Annotated in this window: 13 protein-coding genes; 8 read left to right on the top strand and 5 right to left on the bottom strand. The window is 69.9% G+C overall.

Going from position 1 to position 16,519, the window contains the following annotated elements:
* Positions 1 to 16 precede the first annotated feature (16 nt).
* Positions 17 to 829, top strand: coding sequence for an alpha/beta hydrolase family protein (locus tag ACZ1DY_RS27635; protein ID WP_257485784.1), 813 nt, complete (start codon positions 17 to 19; stop codon positions 827 to 829).
* On the opposite strand, the gene ACZ1DY_RS27630 is transcribed toward ACZ1DY_RS27635, so the two are convergent.
* Together ACZ1DY_RS27630 and ACZ1DY_RS27625 are read right to left on the bottom strand one after the other, a co-directional pair.
* Positions 795 to 1,763, bottom strand: coding sequence for a LysR family transcriptional regulator (locus ACZ1DY_RS27630; RefSeq protein ID WP_465481350.1), 969 nt, complete (start codon positions 1,761 to 1,763; stop codon positions 795 to 797). The genes ACZ1DY_RS27635 and ACZ1DY_RS27630 overlap by 35 nt on opposite strands.
* Positions 1,764 to 1,951: 188 nt before the next feature.
* Entirely contained in the window at positions 1,952 to 2,380 is a 429-nt protein-coding gene (locus ACZ1DY_RS27625; protein ID WP_093933444.1) for a PaaI family thioesterase, read from the bottom strand.
* Between the two features lie 62 nt (positions 2,381 to 2,442).
* On the opposite strand from ACZ1DY_RS27625, the gene polA reads away from it, so the two are divergent.
* The 7 genes from polA to ACZ1DY_RS27590 all read left to right on the top strand — a co-directional run bounded on the left by polA (position 2,443) and on the right by ACZ1DY_RS27590 (position 13,223).
* The gene (polA, locus tag ACZ1DY_RS27620) at positions 2,443 to 5,184 is read left to right on the top strand and encodes a DNA polymerase I (protein WP_257485786.1); all 2,742 of its coding nucleotides are present in this window, start codon (positions 2,443 to 2,445) and stop codon (positions 5,182 to 5,184) included.
* A gap of 64 nt (positions 5,185 to 5,248) precedes the next feature.
* Positions 5,249 to 6,853 (top strand): S1 family peptidase, encoded by a 1,605-nt coding sequence (locus ACZ1DY_RS27615; protein WP_465481349.1) that lies wholly within the window; start codon positions 5,249 to 5,251, stop codon positions 6,851 to 6,853.
* A complete protein-coding gene (locus tag ACZ1DY_RS27610) occupies positions 6,850 to 9,093 on the top strand; it encodes a serine/threonine-protein kinase (RefSeq protein WP_465481348.1) in 2,244 nt (747 codons plus the stop codon). The genes ACZ1DY_RS27615 and ACZ1DY_RS27610 overlap by 4 nt, the downstream gene beginning before the upstream one ends.
* A 10-nt stretch (positions 9,094 to 9,103) precedes the next feature.
* Positions 9,104 to 10,516: a VWA domain-containing protein gene (locus ACZ1DY_RS27605; RefSeq protein WP_465481347.1), complete on the top strand. Its 1,413-nt coding sequence runs from the start codon at positions 9,104 to 9,106 to the stop codon at positions 10,514 to 10,516.
* On the top strand, positions 10,513 to 11,601 hold the full coding sequence (locus ACZ1DY_RS27600; protein WP_465481346.1) for a hypothetical protein: 1,089 nt from the start codon (positions 10,513 to 10,515) through the stop codon (positions 11,599 to 11,601). The genes ACZ1DY_RS27605 and ACZ1DY_RS27600 overlap by 4 nt, the downstream gene beginning before the upstream one ends.
* Positions 11,598 to 12,887 (top strand): ABC transporter substrate-binding protein, encoded by a 1,290-nt coding sequence (locus ACZ1DY_RS27595; protein ID WP_465481345.1) that lies wholly within the window; start codon positions 11,598 to 11,600, stop codon positions 12,885 to 12,887. Before ACZ1DY_RS27600 ends, ACZ1DY_RS27595 begins: the two co-directional genes overlap by 4 nt.
* Before the next feature lie 9 nt (positions 12,888 to 12,896).
* Positions 12,897 to 13,223: a CU044_2847 family protein gene (locus tag ACZ1DY_RS27590; protein WP_465481344.1), complete on the top strand. Its 327-nt coding sequence runs from the start codon at positions 12,897 to 12,899 to the stop codon at positions 13,221 to 13,223.
* A gap of 110 nt (positions 13,224 to 13,333) precedes the next feature.
* On the opposite strand, the gene ACZ1DY_RS27585 is transcribed toward ACZ1DY_RS27590, so the two are convergent.
* Genes ACZ1DY_RS27585 through ACZ1DY_RS27575 form a run of 3 tightly spaced genes read right to left on the bottom strand, consistent with a single transcriptional unit; the run spans position 13,334 to position 16,490 of the window.
* Complete coding sequence (locus tag ACZ1DY_RS27585) at positions 13,334 to 13,912, bottom strand: TetR/AcrR family transcriptional regulator (RefSeq protein WP_034315955.1); 579 nt, start codon at positions 13,910 to 13,912, stop codon at positions 13,334 to 13,336.
* Positions 13,909 to 15,804, bottom strand: coding sequence for a YhgE/Pip family protein (locus ACZ1DY_RS27580; protein ID WP_465481343.1), 1,896 nt, complete (start codon positions 15,802 to 15,804; stop codon positions 13,909 to 13,911). The genes ACZ1DY_RS27585 and ACZ1DY_RS27580 overlap by 4 nt, the downstream gene beginning before the upstream one ends.
* On the bottom strand, positions 15,801 to 16,490 hold the full coding sequence (locus ACZ1DY_RS27575) for an ATP-binding cassette domain-containing protein (RefSeq protein ID WP_465481342.1): 690 nt from the start codon (positions 16,488 to 16,490) through the stop codon (positions 15,801 to 15,803). The genes ACZ1DY_RS27580 and ACZ1DY_RS27575 overlap by 4 nt, the downstream gene beginning before the upstream one ends.
* Positions 16,491 to 16,519 lie beyond the last annotated feature (29 nt).

Here is a 16,519-nt window from a genome sequence, read left to right as displayed (position 1 = left end):
GAGGATCTGGGAGAACATGAAGATGAGCGTCGAAACGATCGAAGGCGTCGCCGCGGGAGTCCCGTTCGTGGCGGTGCCGCCGTCGGACCGGGCACGTCCGGCGCCGCTGGTGCTGACCTGGCATCTGCTGGGCGCGCCGTTCAGCGAGGCGGCCATGGCGGCGGCGCTGCCGATGCGGGGGCTGCACGCGTGGCGGGTGCACCTAGGGTTGCCGCTGACCGGTAAACGGTTCCCCGAGGGCGGTTTCGAGGGCTTCTTCCGGCTCGCGAGCGAGGACAACGTGCTCAACGTCGTCGAACCGCTGACCAAACAGGTCGAGGCGGAGTTCCCGGCCGCGGTGGCGGAACTGCGCTCCCGCCTGTCCATTGAGGACGGACCGGTCGGGCTGGTCGGCGGTTCGCAGGGCGGTGCGGTCGCGTTGCAGATGCTGACCCATCCGGAGATCGACGTGGCGGCGGCCGCGCTGGTGAACCCGGTGACCCAGCTGGCGCCGGTGATCGCGGCGAACGAGCGGGTCTACGACGTCACCTACCACTGGTCGGACCGGTCCCGCGCGGTCGCGAACGAGTACGACTACGTGCGGCGGGCGGACGAACTGACCGCGCCGGTGCTGCTCGTCATCGGCGAGGAGGACGACGTTTCGATCACCGAGCCTGCCGAGGCCCTGCACAAGGCGTTGGGGGAGGGGCGATCCGAGCTCGTCACGATCCCGGGGATGGCGCACGAATTCGCCGAGGCGCCCGGCCTCGAGCCGGCTCCTCAGACGGCGCAGGCGAAGCTGGTCGACGCCGAGCTCACGCGCTGGTTCGCCCGGCACCTAGCTGTCTGAAGTCGTCGTCCGGCAGCCAGGATCGCGCGGGATCGTAGGTGCACCAACCTTCTTCGTGGCTGGTCCGGCCGGCGAGCGCCAGCAGGCGCCGCAGGGCCGGGCCTTCGCCGCGTCGCCACACCACCGACCACGGGAACAGCGGCGACGGCTCGAACGGAAGGACCCGCAGATTGAGGTCGGAGGCGAGGTCCATGTCGGCGCCGGCGAGCGTGACCCGCTGCTTCCCGTAGCGAGTCTGTTCCAGAGTGTGTCTGAGGTCGTAACTGACACCGGAGTCGTCGATCGGGACGTCGAATTCTTTGCATAGGCGTTGCAAATAAGAAAGCCATTCGACCGGGCCGCCCAATTGCGGAATCCAGATGCCCTCACTCCGGAGATCGGACAATTTCAGGACATCGTTGCTCGCGAGCGGGTGTTCCGGTGCGAGAAGGGCGACCAGTGGCTCCAGCCGGACAAGGCGGTGTTCGAGTTCCGCGGGCACTTCGCGGCCGAGATCCGCGACGCGGCCGAACGCGAGGTCGATCTCGCCGCGGACCAGGGGGTCGAGGGCGTTGGCCAGCCCGCGTCCGGCGACGCGCTCGACCGCCAGCGCCGGGTCCCGCTGGGCGATGCGGCGCAGCATGTACATGGGGGACAGGCGCGGATCGATGACGTCGAGGCGGGGCGGGCGGTCCTGCAGGCCCATCGCGGCGACGGCGGCGTCGGCCGCACGGATCAGCTCGCGCGCGTGCGGGAGGAACCGGTCGCCGTCGGCGGTCAGCTCGACGGACCTGTTGGTGCGCCGGAAGAGCTGGACCGACAGGGTGTCCTCGAGCTTCCGGACGCGCTTCGACAGCGCCTGCTGGGTGAGGAACAGGGATTCTGCCGCGCGACCGAAATGGCCGTGGTCGGCGGTGGCGACGAACGCGCGCACCTGGGCCGTGTCGAGATCCACGTCCCTGAAGGTACGTGAAGGCCCCCTTCATGTACCTAGGCGCAAGGAAGGGGGCCTTCATGTACTTCAGGCGTCTCGTGCGCGGGTTCGCGTTCCGCCGGCTCCGCGTGAAGGCCCCCTTCCCTCGGCTCAGCCGAGGAAACTCGACCTTCGTACCGTGAAGGCCTCCTTCACGACCCTTCGAGAGCTCAAGCGCCCGGCGGCCGCTCCCGCACCACGCAGGTCAGCCGCGCCGTGCACGACCGTCGCCCCTGGTCATCGGTCAGGACGATCTCGGCGGTCACGGTCCCGCGTCCGACGTGCACCGGGGTCGCGACACCGGTCACCCGCCCGGAGCGGACCGCCCGGTGGTGCGTGCACGAGAGTTCGAGCCCCATCGTCGCCTTGTCGGTGCCGGCGTTGAGCGCGCAGACCATCGAACCGAGCGCCTCGGCGACCACGGCGTTCGCGCCGCCGTGGAGGAGACCGTAGGGCTGGAGGTTGCCCTCCACCGGGATACTGCCCACGACGCGTTCGGGACCGAATTCGCTGATCTCGAGCCCGAGCTTGTCGTTGAGCTGCTGTCCGGCGTAGGCCGGGTCGATCCCGGCGAAGGATTCGAGGGCTTGTTCGGTCACGCAGAGCTCCTTAAACGACACGACAGGTAGGACTGTCAGACCCTCACCCTAGACTCGCTCCCGTGAGCCCGAGTGAGAACACGACCGTTGCCAACGCCACACCCGCCACCGCACAGGCCGAGCGGCCCAAACTGCTGCTGATCGACGGCCATTCGATGGCGTATCGCGCGTTCTTCGCGCTGCCCGCGGAGAACTTCAAGACGAAGACCGGGCAGACGACGAACGCGGTGTTCGGGTTCACCTCGATGCTCATCAACCTGCTGCGCGACGAGGCGCCGACCCACCTCGCGGTGGCGTTCGACCTCTCCCGCAAGACGTTCCGGTCGGAGACGTACGCGGAGTACAAGGCCAACCGCAGCACCACCCCGGACGAGTTCAAGGGCCAGGTCGGGCTGGTCGAGGACGTGCTGAAGGTCCTCGGCATCCCGGCGCTGACCAAGGAGAACTACGAAGCCGACGACATCATCGCCACGCTCACGACACAGGCGACCGCGGAAGGTTTCGACGTCCTCATCTGTACGGGTGACCGTGACGCGCTCCAGCTGGTGACCGACCAGGTCACCGTGCTGTACCCGAAGCGCGGCGTGTCGGAGATGACCCGGTTCACCCCGGAGGCGGTCGAGGAGAAGTACGGCCTCACCCCGGCGCAGTACCCGGACTTCGCCGCGCTGCGTGGCGACCCCTCGGACAACCTGCCCAGCATCCCGGGCGTCGGTGAGAAGACGGCCGCGAAGTGGATCAGGCAGTTCGGCTCCTTCAACGAGCTGGTCGACCGGGTCGACGAGGTCAAGGGCAAGGTCGGCGACGCGCTGCGCGAGCACCTCGGCGCGGTCATGCTGAACCGCCAGCTCACCGAGCTGATCCGCGACGTCGAGCTGGAGCTCGGCCCGACCATGCTCGAGCTGCGCCCGTGGGACCGCGAGGCCGTCCACGCGCTGTTCGACGAGCTGGAGTTCCGCGTGCTGAGGGACCGGCTCTTCGCCACCCTGCAGAGCGCCGAGCCCGAGGCCGAGGAGGGTTTCGAGGTCAGCGGTTCGAAGCTCGCGCCGGGCGCGCTCACGGAATGGCTGTCCGCGCACACCGGCCAGGACAAGCCGGTCGGCCTGGCGTTCCGCACCACCGGGGCGTCGGTCCGCTCCGACCTGAAGGCCATCACGTTCGCGGCCGCGGACGGCGAGGGCGCGTATGTCGACGTCACCGCGATGGACGCCGAGGACGACAAGGCGCTCACGGCCTGGCTCGCCGACGAGAAGATCCAGAAGATCGGCCACGAGCTCAAGGTCCCGCTGCACGCCGTCCGGGCGCGCGGCTGGACGTTCGCCGGGCTCGTCATGGACACCGCGCTCGCGGCGTACCTGGTCCGCCCGGGGCAGCGCACCTTCGAGCTCGACGACCTGGTCCTGCGGTACCTGCATCGTGAGCTGCGGTCCGAGGCCGACACCGGGGACGGGCAGCTTTCGCTGCTCGACGGTGGCGCCGAGGATCTGGAGCAGAAGGAGATCCAGGCCGAGCTGGTCAAGGCCCGTGCGGTCGCCGAGCTCGCGGGAGCACTGACCAAGGAGCTCGAAGAGCTGGGCGGCGCGCAGCTGCTCGCCGAGCTCGAACTGCCGCTGCTGCAGGTGATCACCGGTCTCGAAGCGTCGGGCATCGCGGTCGACATCGAGCATCTGACCAACCTGGAGGCGCACTACCTCGGCCGGGTGACACAGGCCGCGGAAGAGGCGTACGCGGTCATCGGCAAGCAGGTCAACCTCGGTTCGCCGAAACAGCTGCAAGTCATCCTGTTCGACGAGCTCGGCATGCCGAAGACCAAACGCACGAAGACCGGCTACACCACCGACGCCGAGGCGCTGCAGAGCCTGTTCGAGAAGACCGAGCACCCGTTCCTGCAGCATCTGCTGGAGCACCGGGACGCGACCAGGCTGCGCACCACGGTCGAGGGCCTGATCAAGTCGGTCGCCGACGACGGCCGCATCCACACCACACTGCTGCAGACGATCGCCGCCACCGGACGGCTCTCCTCGGTCGATCCGAACCTGCAGAACATCCCGATCCGCACCGAGGAAGGCCGCCGCATCCGCGACGCCTTCGTCGTCGGCGACGGATACGCCGAGCTGATGACGGCGGACTACAGCCAGATCGAAATGCGGATCATGGCGCACCTCTCGCAGGACGAAGGGCTGATCCAGGCCTTCAACAGCGGCGAGGACCTGCACACTTTCGTGGCGTCGCGCGCGTTCTCGCTGCCGCCGGAGGAGATCACGCCGGAACTGCGCTTCCGGGTGAAGGCGATGTCGTACGGCCTGGCGTACGGGCTTTCCGCGTACGGCCTTTCGCAGCAGCTGCGGATCTCGACCGAAGAGGCCAAGGAACAGATGGAGGCGTACTTCTCCCGGTTCGGCGGCGTGCGCGATTACCTCCATTCGGTCGTGGGCGACGCGGCGAAGGTCGGTTACACCGAGACGATCTTCGGCCGCCGCCGTTATCTGCCGGACCTCAACAGCGACAACCGGCAGCGCCGCGAGATGGCCGAGCGGATGGCGCTCAACGCCCCTATCCAGGGCAGCGCGGCCGACATCATCAAGGTCGCCATGCTCAACGTGCACAAGGCGCTGACCGAGGCGAAGCTGAAGAGCCGCGTGCTCCTGCAGGTCCACGACGAGCTCGTCCTCGAGGTCGCCGATGGCGAGCGCGAGCAGCTGGAAACGTTGGTGCGCCAGGGAATGGGCTCCGCCTACGAACTGGCGGTCCCGCTGGAGGTCTCGGTCGGATACGGCCGGTCGTGGAACGACGCCGCGCATTAGGCCTCGTGAGTGGTAATGACGGTTAGAGCCGTCATCACCACTCACGATCGGTAGGGTCGTTCGGGTGACTTCCGAGCGCAGACGCTGGCGGGTGCGGCTGCGCGATCACCGTGGGCGGATCCTGGGCGCCGGGACCATGCTCGACGGCGAACACCTCCTCACCTGCGCTCACGTGATCGAAGGCCATGACGACGTCGCCGTGGATTTCGTGGCGCTTCCCGGAGTGGAGCCCGGAATCGCCACGATCCTCGCGCAGGCCGCGCCCATCGGCGACGACGGCGGGGACATCGCGTTGCTCCGGTTGCGCGACCCCGAGGAACAGATCTCCGGCGCCCCGCTCCACCGGACGGCCCTCGAAGACGGCCAGCGGGTCCGCGCGTACGGCTTCCCGACCGGTTCGGACGGCATGTGGTCGCTGGCGACCGTCGTCGGCGACGGCGGGCACGGGCTCGAACGCGTCCAGCTGCACCGCACTCCGGACGCCGAGCCGATCACCCACGGCTTCAGCGGTTCGGCGGTGATCGCCGACAAGACCGGCCATGTCGTCGGCATGGTCGCGACCCGGTACGCGACCGAGGCCGCCCGCGTCTCGTGGATGATCCCGGTCGAGACCATGCTCGGGTATCTGCCCGCCCTGCGCCGCTGGGCCGAAGGCACCCCAGCGATCGACCCCAGCTTCGTGCGGTACCCGGAACCGCCCGCGATCGATCCGCGGTTCGCCCGCGAGTTCGCCCGGTGGCTCGGCGGGCACGGCCGGGCGGACGTCCGGGTGATCATCATGGGCGCGGACGATTCCGCCGTCGCCGCCTCGTTGCGGCGCGCCGTCGTGCTCGCCGACCGCGAACGCGGCGCGGGCCGGAGCGTGACCGGCCCGACGGTCCCGCCGCTGGGCAGTGTCGTGCTCGCCGTCGACGCGGTCGGCAAGACCGCAGAAGAGGTCCGCCGCCGGATCTCCGATCGGCTCGACGTCGCCGCGGATTCGCCCGCCGGCCGCCACGGGGCCGCCCGTACCGTCGTCGTCTACGGGATCGACGAGGCGGCCGAGCCCGACGCGCTCGTCGGTGAGGTGCTCGTGCCGCTCGCCCAGCGTGCGCACGAACTCGGGTTGCGGCTCGCGCTGGCCTTCCGCGAGGAGACCTCGCCGGGGGTGAGCGTGGTCCGGTCGAGCACGGACGTCCTGCCCGCCACCGAGGACGACACCGAGGGCCGTCTCGCCCTGCTGGAAACCCGGTTGGGTGAACTCGACAGTCTGGAGAAGGACAATCTGAGCGACGCGCCCCGCTTCTCGGACGCACCGCATGTCCATCCCAAGGCGCGACGGTTGAGAGGCGCGTTGACACAACTGCGTTCGGCGGAGCAGGACGGCGACACCGATTGGGTGAAACGGCAGCTTCCGGTCTGCGAGCGAGCCGTGGCCAAGACCGTCGAGCACGCCCGCGACCTCCGTCGCCTCCTCGACGAGAATCTCGCGCGGCGCGCGGAACTGCGCGCCCGGCTCGACGCGTACGGGGAGATGGCGCGTAACAGCGGCCTCGTCGAAGACGTCGAACTGGATGCCGCCTATGCACCCGCCTGGCGGATGCTCTTCGAAGGACCTTGTGACCTCGCGGCCGCGGCGGAGGCCGTCGAGCGATACGCGGACACCGTACGGAAACGGATCGACGGATGACGGCCTGCGGACGGGACGGCTGCCCGGGTGTACTCGGCAAGACCGGCTTCTGCAAGATCTGCGGACTGCCGCCAGGGGCGACGGAAGAGCCCGCGCCGCGGGAGAAACCGACCCTGGTGATCCCCGGCCCCGGCGAGGCGCCGACCAGGATCACCAGCACGGTGGTCACCCGTTCCCAGCAGATCGCGGGCCACGCGAGCGCGGACGACCGGGTCCCGCTGCCGGTCGTCGAACTCCCGGACGTCGCGGGCCGTCTGCTCACCGAGCCGCATGTCCCGGAGGAGGAACGGTTCTGCGGCAAGCACGGATGCACGGCCACCCCGGTGGGCCGCTCGATCGGCGGCGGACCCGCGCCCACCGAAGGGTTCTGCCCGGTCTGCCGGACGCCGTTCTCCTTCGCGCCCAAGCTCGCGGCAGGTGACGTGGTCGACGGCCGGTACCACGTGCTCGGCTGTGTCGCGCGCGGTGGACTCGGTTTCGTCTACCTGGCGACGGATTCCGGCCTCGGCGACCGGTACGTCGCGCTCAAGGGCCTCATCAACACGAACAACACCGCCGCCGTCCGGATAGCGGAGACCGAAAGCCAGGTGCTCACCGCGCTGGACCACCCGAACGTCGTCCGGATCCTCGACGTGGTCGAACACGAGGGCCTCCGCTACATCGTCATGGAGTTCGTCGACGGGCTTTCCCTGCGGGAGGTCAAGAACCGCGGCCGGGCCGGGCTGGACTCCAGTGAAGGACGGCTGCTCGTCGAGCACGTCGTGGCGTACGGCCGCGAGATCCTGACCGCGCTCGACTACCTGCACGGCGAAGGCCTGCTGTACTGCGACATGAAGCCGGACAACGTGATCCACGGCGAGAAGCGGATCAAGCTCATCGATTTCGGCGCCATCCGCAAGATCGCCGACGACGAGAGCCCGATCGTCGGCACCGAGCACTATCAGGTGACCCCGGCGGAACGGGTGAAACACGGGCTCACCGTCCGGTCCGACATCCACACCGTCGGCGTGACGCTGCGGGAGCTCTTCCAGGCCAGCGACGGCTGGTCGGTCACCACCGACGCGCGGGGTGTCCGGTTCGGCATCGAATCGTTCCTCCGGGTCCTCGACCGCGCGACCGCCCCGTTCGAGCAACGGTTCGCGACCGCGCGCGAGATGCTGGTCCAGCTCGACGGTGTGCTGAGCGAAATCCTTTCCTTGCGGGACAAGCAATCCCGACCCGCCGGCTCGACGTTGTTCGCCGAAGGGGCGGTCCTGCTCGACGCCGGGCTCGGCCAGGCGCCGCCGTTGGAGCACTGGACGCGCGGGACACCCGTCTCGCTCGGCGCGCGTCCGAGCGCCGCGGAGATCGCCGTCGGGCTCCCCGTGCCGCGCGAGGATCCGGACGACCCGCAGGCGAGCTTCCTGCGCGCCGTCCGGGCGCCCGATGCCGCGCGGCTGCTGAAGAAGCTCGACAAGGTACCGGGTTCGGTCGAGGTCGAGTTCCGCCGCTGCCGGGCACATCTGGAGCTCGGGGCGACCGTCGAAGGTGCGCTGGCGGTGGCTGAGGCCGAACGGCTGCTCGGCGAGTGTGCCGCCCACGACTGGCGAGTGGCATGGCACCGCGGCCTGCTCGCGCTCGGCGCCGGCGATTTCGCGGCGGCCAAGGAGAAGTTCACCGCCGTGTACCGCGACATCCCCGGCGAGGAGCCGCCGAAACTCGCGCTCGGGCTCTGCGAGGAGCACCTCAACGGCGCGGCCGCCGCCGAGCGGTACTACGACGCGCTGTGGGTGCGGGACCGGTCGCAGGTCAGCGCGGCGTTTGGGCTCGCGCGGGTCCGGCTGCTGCGTGGCAACCGCGCCGCCGCCGTCGAAATCCTCGACCAGGTCCCGGAATTCTCGCGCTACGACGAGGCGGCGCGGATCGCCGGGGTGCGAGTGCTGTCCGCGCCGATGCCGGGGACGGGGGATCTCCCGGCGTCGGCCGAACTCGACGACGCCGTGGTCCGGCTGACCGCTCTGGACCTCGACGGTGATTCCCTCGACAGGCTGGTGACCGCCGTGCGCGAGACCGGGCTGGCCGCCGTGCTCCTCGGGCAGGACGGGATCACCGAAGGCGAGATCTTGCGCGCGGGCGAGACGGGCGCCCGCACGGTGCTGGACAAGTCGTACCGGCGGCTCGCCCACCACGCGCCGACGGCGGAAGCGCACGACGTGCTGATCGATCTCGCCAATTCCGTGAGACCGGTGACCTTGGTGTGAAAGGGGCGAAATGAGGGAGCCGAGTCTGGGCCTCGAAGTGCACCAGAACAAGTTCCTTGCCGAGGGGGACCGGACGATGACCGCGATCGTCCGGGTCGTCTCCTGCGGCGGCGAGGCGGCCGTGTCCAGGACGGCCGCCGAAGTCCTGATGATCGACTGCTCCAGTTCGATGCGCTTCCCCAGCACCAAGATCGGCGAGGCCCGGCGGGCGGCAGCGGCGGCCATCGACGTCCTGCCCGACGGCGTGCGGTTCGCCGTCATCCAGGGCACCGACCGCGCGAAGATGATCTACCCGGCCGAAGACGGCCTGGTGACCGCCTCCGCGGCGACCCGGGCGGAGGCGCGCGCCGCCGTCGGACACCTCGCGGCCGTCGGCGGCACCGCCATGGGTGCCTGGCTCGCCAAGGCACGTGACCTCTTCGACCTCGTGCCCGACGCCGTCCGCCACGCGATCCTGCTCACCGACGGCCGCAACGATTCGCAGACCAGGGCCGACCTGATGAGCGTGCTGAACGCCTGTGAGGGCCGGTTCGTCTGCGACGCCAGGGGGATCGGCGACGGCTGGGAGCCCGCCGAACTCACCCTGATCGGCCGGGTGCTGCGCGGGAACGTCGACTCGGTCGTCGAGGACGACAAGCTCGCCGAGGATTTCCGGCAGCTGGTCGAGAGCGCGATGACGAAGGTGCTGCCCGAGGTCCGCCTGCGCGTCGGCACCATGCCGTTCAGCAGGCTGCGGTCGGTCAAGCAGGTGTTCCCGGACGAATACGACCTCACCGACCGGTGCCGGGAGGTCGCCGTCCGCGAGCAGGAGCTGTCGCTCGGTTCGTTCGCGGGCGACGAGACGCGGGACTATCAGCTGATCCTGGATCTGGATCCGGATCTCGAACCCAGCCATGGGCAGGACCGTCAGCTGGCGTGGACGGAACTCGTTGCGGTGCCGGGAGCCACGGTCGAGGAGGACGCGCTGGCCATCGCGGGGAGGTGGACCCACGACCCGATCCCGCCGACCCTGATTCACCCGATGGTTTCGAAATACGCCGCCCAGGCCGATCTCGGCGAGGCGCTCACCTCCGGCGGCGACGCCTATGCGGCGGGCGACCAGGCCGGGGCCGAGCGGGCCTGGGGCCGGGCGGTCGCCTTGGCCACGGCCGCGGGCGACGAAGAGACGCTCAGCCGTCTCTCGGGGGTCGTGGAGATCGTCGACGCCGAGAACGGGGTCGTGCGCCTGCGGCCGGACGCGACGCGCAGCCACGCGTTGCACGTCGTCATCCCGTCGAGGGTTTCGGAAATCGCGCTTCCGCAGGAAGATCGGCCGATGCCCGGAGGAGCACCACTCACCTGTCCCGTCTGCCCCGCGCTTTCGCCCGCCGGGGCGAACTTCTGCGTCGGCTGCGGAAGACCGTTCGGCGAGGCGGTTTCGTGACGGCCACCCGGGTGCGGCTGGTCCGGCTCCGGACCGCCCTGCTGGCGCTCACCCTCGCGGTACTGGTGGTGTCGCTGTGGGCGTTCCAGAACGTCCAGAACACGGCGGAGACCGTCCGCGACCGCACCGCGCACGCGGTACTCGAAGTGACCGCCGCGCGGGCCGCGCTGGTGGCCGCCGACGCCGCGGCGATCGCGAGTTTCGCCTCCGGCGAGGCGAAACTCGCCGGACCGGGGCAGGAGTACTCGAATCAGCTGGCGCTGGCGAGCCAGAGTCTCGCGAGGGTCGCGGAGTTCAACCAGGCGGGTGAAGAAGGCGGTAACGCGCTGCAGGTGATCGAAAGCCAGGTCGCGGCCTACTCGGGCTCCATCGGGCAGGCCGACGTGCACTTCCGTCAGCCGGACGCCGCCGTCCTCGGCGCCGTCGACCTCTGGCACGCCTCACGGTTGCTGCACGCTCCGGGCGGTGTCCTGGAGGAGCTGGACCTGTTGCAGGGCAGGCAACGCGAGGCACTGAACCGGCAGCTGACGTCCACCGGGATGAGCCTCGCGATGCTCCCGCTGTGGCTTCTGCCGGTGCTCGCGCTCTTGGTGCTGCTGGTCTTCACCCAGCTGTACCTGAGGAAACGGTTCCGCCGCGTGGCGAACGTCCCGCTGCTCGCGGCGACCGTGCTGATCGCCGCCATCGGCGTCGCCCTGGTGTTCACCCTGGTCAGCCGTGACCGGCTCGACTCGGTCGGGGAGCGGCTCGACGGTGTCGCCGCCGCTCGGGCCGCGCAGATCAAGGCGGCCGACGAAGACGGCCAGCGACGGCTCGCCGAGCTGCTGGCCGGATACTGCGACGAGGAGCAGGGATGCGGTGTGACCGTCGACGGTTTCCGGGAGCGGGCACGGCAGGCCTCCGCGCCGGCGACCGACAACACCCGGGTCGCCACGGCGGGCGCGAAGGCGGTGGCGGCCGACGCCTCCGCCGCGGCCGAATCCGGCGGGCGGGAATTCCTGATCCCGGCGGGCACCCTGCTCGCGGGCGGGCTCGTCCTGCTCGGCTTGCACGCCAGGATCGACGAATACCGGTACCGCCCGTGAAACGCCTGCTGGCCGTGGTGATGGCGCTGTCGCTGCTCGCGGGCGGCTGTTCGGCGTCGGCGGAAGACGGGCCGGTCGTCGTCCTCGCGTCCTGGACGGGGGAGGAGGAGCGGGCGTTCCGCCAGGTGCTGGACGCGTTCAAGGCCGACACCGGGATCGACTACCTCTACGAGGGCACCCGGGCGGTCGACCAGGTGCTCGCTTCGGACGTCCAGCGCGGCACTCCGCCGGACGTGGCCGTCCTGCCCAACGCCGGGGTGCTGGCGAAGTACCAGAAGTCGGGCGACCTGCTGCCGCTCGACGAAGACCTCTCCGCCGCCGTGACCCGGTCCTTCAGCCAGCAATGGGTCACGCTGCAGCAGATCGGCACCGAGAGGTTGTACGCGGTCGCCGTGAAGGCCGACCTCAAGAGCCTGATCTGGTACGACCCGGCGCGGATGACCGGGGTCCGGCCCACGACGTTCGCCGGGCTCCGCGAGTACTCCGCCGGGCTGGTGGCCGCCGGCGGTACGCCCTGGTGCGTCGGGATGGGTGCCCCGCCAACCTCGGGCTGGCCGGGAACCGACTGGATCGAGGACATCCTGTTGCACTCGGCGGGCCCCGGCAAGTACCGGCAGTGGGCGTCCGGCGGCCTCGAATGGAGGTCGCCGGAGGTCAAACAGGCCTGGCTGGACTGGGGTTCCCTGCTCGAGCCCAGCGCGATCCGCGGCGGGACCGCGGCCGCCCTGCTGACCGACTTCGGCGACGCGGGCAAGCCGATGTTCGCCGATCCGCCCGGATGCGCGCTGGAACACCAGGCGTCGTTCATCATGAGCCGGTACCAGAACTTCCAGCGGCCCGACGGCACGTTCCCCAAGCCCGGCACCGATTTCGACTTCCTCGCCTTCCCGGGGCGGGACGTCTCCGAGGTCGCCGCCGACCTCGCCGGGATGTTCCAGGGGACACCCGGGGCGCGGAAGCTGATGGAATTCCTCGCCTCGGAAAAGGCGCAGCGGATCTGGCCGTCGATTCCCCGCGCGAACGCCTTCTCCGCCAACGGAAAACTCGGCCTCGACGTCTACCCGGACCCGGTGAGCCGGAAGGTCGCGGAGACGATCACCACGGCGTCCGCGCTGTGCTTCGACGCCTCGGACCTGATGCCCGCGACGATGACCGGCGCGTTCCACCGTGCCGTCCTGGAGTACCTGAGCAACCGGGACCGCCTCGACATCCTGCTGAAACAGCTCGACGACGTCCGGGAGAGCATCCAGCCCGGCGAATGGTTGAACATCCATTGTGGACAGTGAGGAGCATCGGTGAACGACCTGGCGCGGTTCCCCCTCGAAGGCGGCGGTTCGGTGGTCGTCGAGATCGACCCGGTCCCCGGCACCGCCCGGGTCTCCCGGCGTGACGACCTGGTCGACGACGCCAAGGGGTCCTTCGAAGCGGCGCTCGCGAACGTCAAGGACGCGGCCGTGGCGGCACTGGACACCTTCCGATCGATGACCAGGGGACCGGACGAGGTGGAGCTCAAGTTCGGCGTCAAGCTGACCGCGCAGGCGGGCGCGGTCATCGCGAAAACGGGCCTGGAGGGGAACTTCGAGGTCAAGCTGAAGTGGGCCCGAAACACCGAAGACGCGTGATCGAAGCCGTAACTCGCGTGATCAGACTCGTAACTCGCGTGATTGAAGCCGTAACTCGCGAGTTACGAGTCCAAGCACGCGAGTTACGGCTCTGATCACGCGAGTTACGGCTAGCGGCCGAGGCCCCGGATCAGCACCATCACCGATTCCCGCACGTCGGCCCGCGTCCGCTTCGGCTGGAACACCTGCCAGTCGAGGGCGACCACCAGCATCGTGCCGAACAACCCGGCCGCCGCCGTCGGGATCTGGACGCCGTCGGGCAGCCGCCCGGCGGCGTCCAGCCGGTGGAGCTGTTCGCGCACGATCGAGATGATCTCCTCGCGCAGCAACGTCAGCGTCTCGTGCCAGGTGCCGGGTGTGCGCCACATCTCGCTCACCAGGATCTGCGAGAAACCGGGGTATTCGGCGATGAACTCCAGCGCACCGTCCACTTGCGACTCGATGACGTCCATCGGGTCGCCGTCGCCGGTGGCCGCGCGCAGCCGGTCCGCGAGCACGCCGACGCCGTAGCGCAGCAGCGCGTCGACAAGACCGTCCTTGCTGCCGAAGTTGTAGTAGACGGTGCCCTTCGCGACCTTCGCCTCGGCCGCGATGTCGTCCACCGTCAGGCCGACGAGGCCGCGGCTGGCGGACAGCCGCAGGGTCGCCTCGAACAGCTTCTGCTTCGTCGCCTCACCCCGGGGACTCACAACGCGAGCTCGGGTTTCAGCGCCGAAACCGTCCACGTGCGCCGTTTCCGCGCCGCCAGCGTCGAGACCAGGATCCCGCCGACGAGATACGCGACCAGGACGCCGATGTCACCGAGGATCTCCATCGAGGCGCCACTGTAGAGCAGGTGCCGGAACCCGTCGATCGCGTAACCCATCGGCAGCACGATGTGCAACGGGTACAACGCGTCCGGGATGGTCTGCCACGGGAACGTGCCGCCCGCGCTGACCAGCTGCAGCACCAGCAGCACCAGGCCGAGGAACTTCCCGACGGCGCCGAAGAACGCGTTGAGCGCGTGCACCACGGACGTGAAGGTCAGCGACACCAGCACCGCGAACCCGATCGCGCCGAGCGGATGCGCGACGTCGATGCCGACCAGCCAGGTCACCGCGCCGAACAGCACGATCACCTGCGCGATCCCGAGCAGCGCCGAGGACAGCCAGCCGCCGAGCGCGACCTTGAACGGCGACGCGCCGGCGGTCAGGGCGCGGGTCGAGAGCGGGCGCAGCAACAGGAACAGCACGAAGGCGCCGATCCAGGTCGCGAGCGAGATGAAGAACGGCGCGAGACCGGCGCCGTAGGTCCCGGCCGAGGCGACGCCGGAGGAGTTGACCGCCACCGGGTCGGCGATGGTGTTGGCGGTCGCCGCGCGGGTCGGGTCGTCCGGGTTCGGGATCTCCTTGAGCCCGGCGGCGAGCCCGTCGCGCAGCTGCACCGAGCCGTCGGCGAGCTGGTTCGTGCCGGTGACCGCGGACTTCTCGCCGTCGTTCAGCTTCGCGGCGCCGTCACGGATCTGGTTCGACGCGTCGGCGGCCTGCGCGATGCCGCTGGTGAGCTGCGGGGTGGCCGAGGCCAGCTGGTGCGCGCCGTCGGACACCTGCCGGGCACCGGACGCGAGCTGCGCGAGCTGGCTGTTCGCGCCCTGGATCTTCGTGTTCGCCTGGTCGACCGGTGACCGCAGCGTGTCGAGGCGGCTCAGGATCTCCTGCACCTTCGCCTCGGGGACTTCGGCGGCGCGCAGGTCCTGCGCGAGCTGGGTGCGGTAACCGTCGAGTTTGGCTTGGATGTCCCCGGACGCCGTCGCCGCGAGCGAGGCGGCGTCGGAGACCTTCTGGTTGCCGTCGGCGACCTGACCGGCGCCGTCGGCGAGCTTCTGCGTCTGCGCGGGGAGCTGGGCGGTACTGGATTTCAGGGTGCCGAGCCCGGTCGCCAGCTGGGAGCTGCCGGAGGCGAGCTGGGAGGCGCCGTCGGCGAGTTGCTGCTGTCCCGACTTGAGCTTGCCCGCGCCGTCGGCGAGCTGTGAAGCACCCGTCGACGCTTCCTGGATCTTGCCGTAGATCGTGGAGAAACCGACCAGGAACTTGTCCGCCGCCTCGCTGCCGACCTTCTCCGCGATCGTCTTGCGGACCTGCTCGGCCACCTGTTTCGCGATGGTCCCGGACAGGTAGTTGTTCGCGTCGTTGGTGGTCAGCGTGATCGTCGCCTGCTGGGGCTGGAAGTTGCCCGAGGACAGCAGCGCGGTGGAGAAGTCGCGCGGGATGCCGATCGCGAACGAGTACTTGTCGTCGCGGACGCCCTTCGCCGCCTCCTCCGGCGAGACCTCGTGCCACTGGAAGGTGCCGGACTTGACCAGTTCGTCGGTGACCTCGCGGCCGACGTTGCGTTCCACGCCCGCCGAGTCCTTCGCGCCGGTGTCGGCGGTGAAGACGGCGGCGGGCAGCTTGTCCAGACGCGAGTAGGGGTCGTAGTTCGCGTAGAGGTAGAAGGACGCGTAGAGCAGCGGCACCAGGACGAGCGCGGCCATGGCGAGCTTCGGCAGGGTGCCGCTGCTCAGCCGGCGCAGCTCGTTGGCGGCGATCCGGACGGGGTTCATTCCTGGTCTCCTGAAGTCTTTTCGATCTCCGCGGTTTCGGCAGGCTCGGGCTCGACGGGCGCGCAGCGCACGGGGTCGGGCTGATCGAGGGCGCCGCAGAGGGCGGGTTTCTCCGGCAGGGCCGAAACCGGGGTGGTGGCGGTGAGCACGATGACGGCGAGGCCGCGCTCGGCGTGTTCGCGGGCGAGCTTCGCCCAGCTGTCGACGTCGCTGGTGTGCCGGTCCGGGGTGTCGAGCACGAGGACGCCGACCCCCTTGCGGTCCGCGGCGAGGGCGGTGAGCAGCCGCGTGCGCGTCACCGGTTCGAGGTTTTCGAAGCGGGTGGTGGCGTAAGCGGCGGCGTCGTGCTCGGCCAGCCAGGTCGCGACGGCGGCCTTGTTCGCCGGGCGCTTCGCCAGTTCGAGTTCCTCACCGACGACGACCTGCAGCGACAACGCGCCGTCCGGCTCGCTCACGCCGGGGGCGTCGACGATCGCCACGACCTTCCGCGGATCGCCGCCCTCGACGGTCACCGTCCCGGTGGCGGGCTTCAACCTGCCTGCCAGCGCCAGCCCGAAGGCGGTGACGCCGACCCCTGGCTCGCCGTGCACGATCGCCAGCTCACCGCCCGAAACGGTGAGCGAGGTGGGCGACAGCAACGTGCCGTGGGGTCCGGTCACGGACACCCTGTCGGCTTGAACCCGCACGAAGAACTCCCAGGTCGGTGACTCGCGGA

The organism is Amycolatopsis sp. PSD-21 (genome assembly GCF_055561455.1).
The sequence above is the reverse complement of the archived record's forward strand: the minus strand, read 5'-3'. Positions and strand labels throughout refer to the sequence as shown.

Excerpts from the sequence above, each read along its gene's own strand:
- ACZ1DY_RS27580 (WP_465481343.1), bottom strand. The coding sequence starts at position 15,804 with ATGAACCCCGTCCGGATCGCCGCCAACGAGCTGCGCCGGCTGAGCAGC.
- ACZ1DY_RS27605 (WP_465481347.1), top strand. The coding sequence starts at position 9,104 with ATGAGGGAGCCGAGTCTGGGCCTCGAAGTGCACCAGAACAAGTTCCTT.
- ACZ1DY_RS27610 (WP_465481348.1), top strand. The coding sequence starts at position 6,850 with ATGACGGCCTGCGGACGGGACGGCTGCCCGGGTGTACTCGGCAAGACC.
- ACZ1DY_RS27635 (WP_257485784.1), top strand. The coding sequence starts at position 17 with ATGAAGATGAGCGTCGAAACGATCGAAGGCGTCGCCGCGGGAGTCCCG.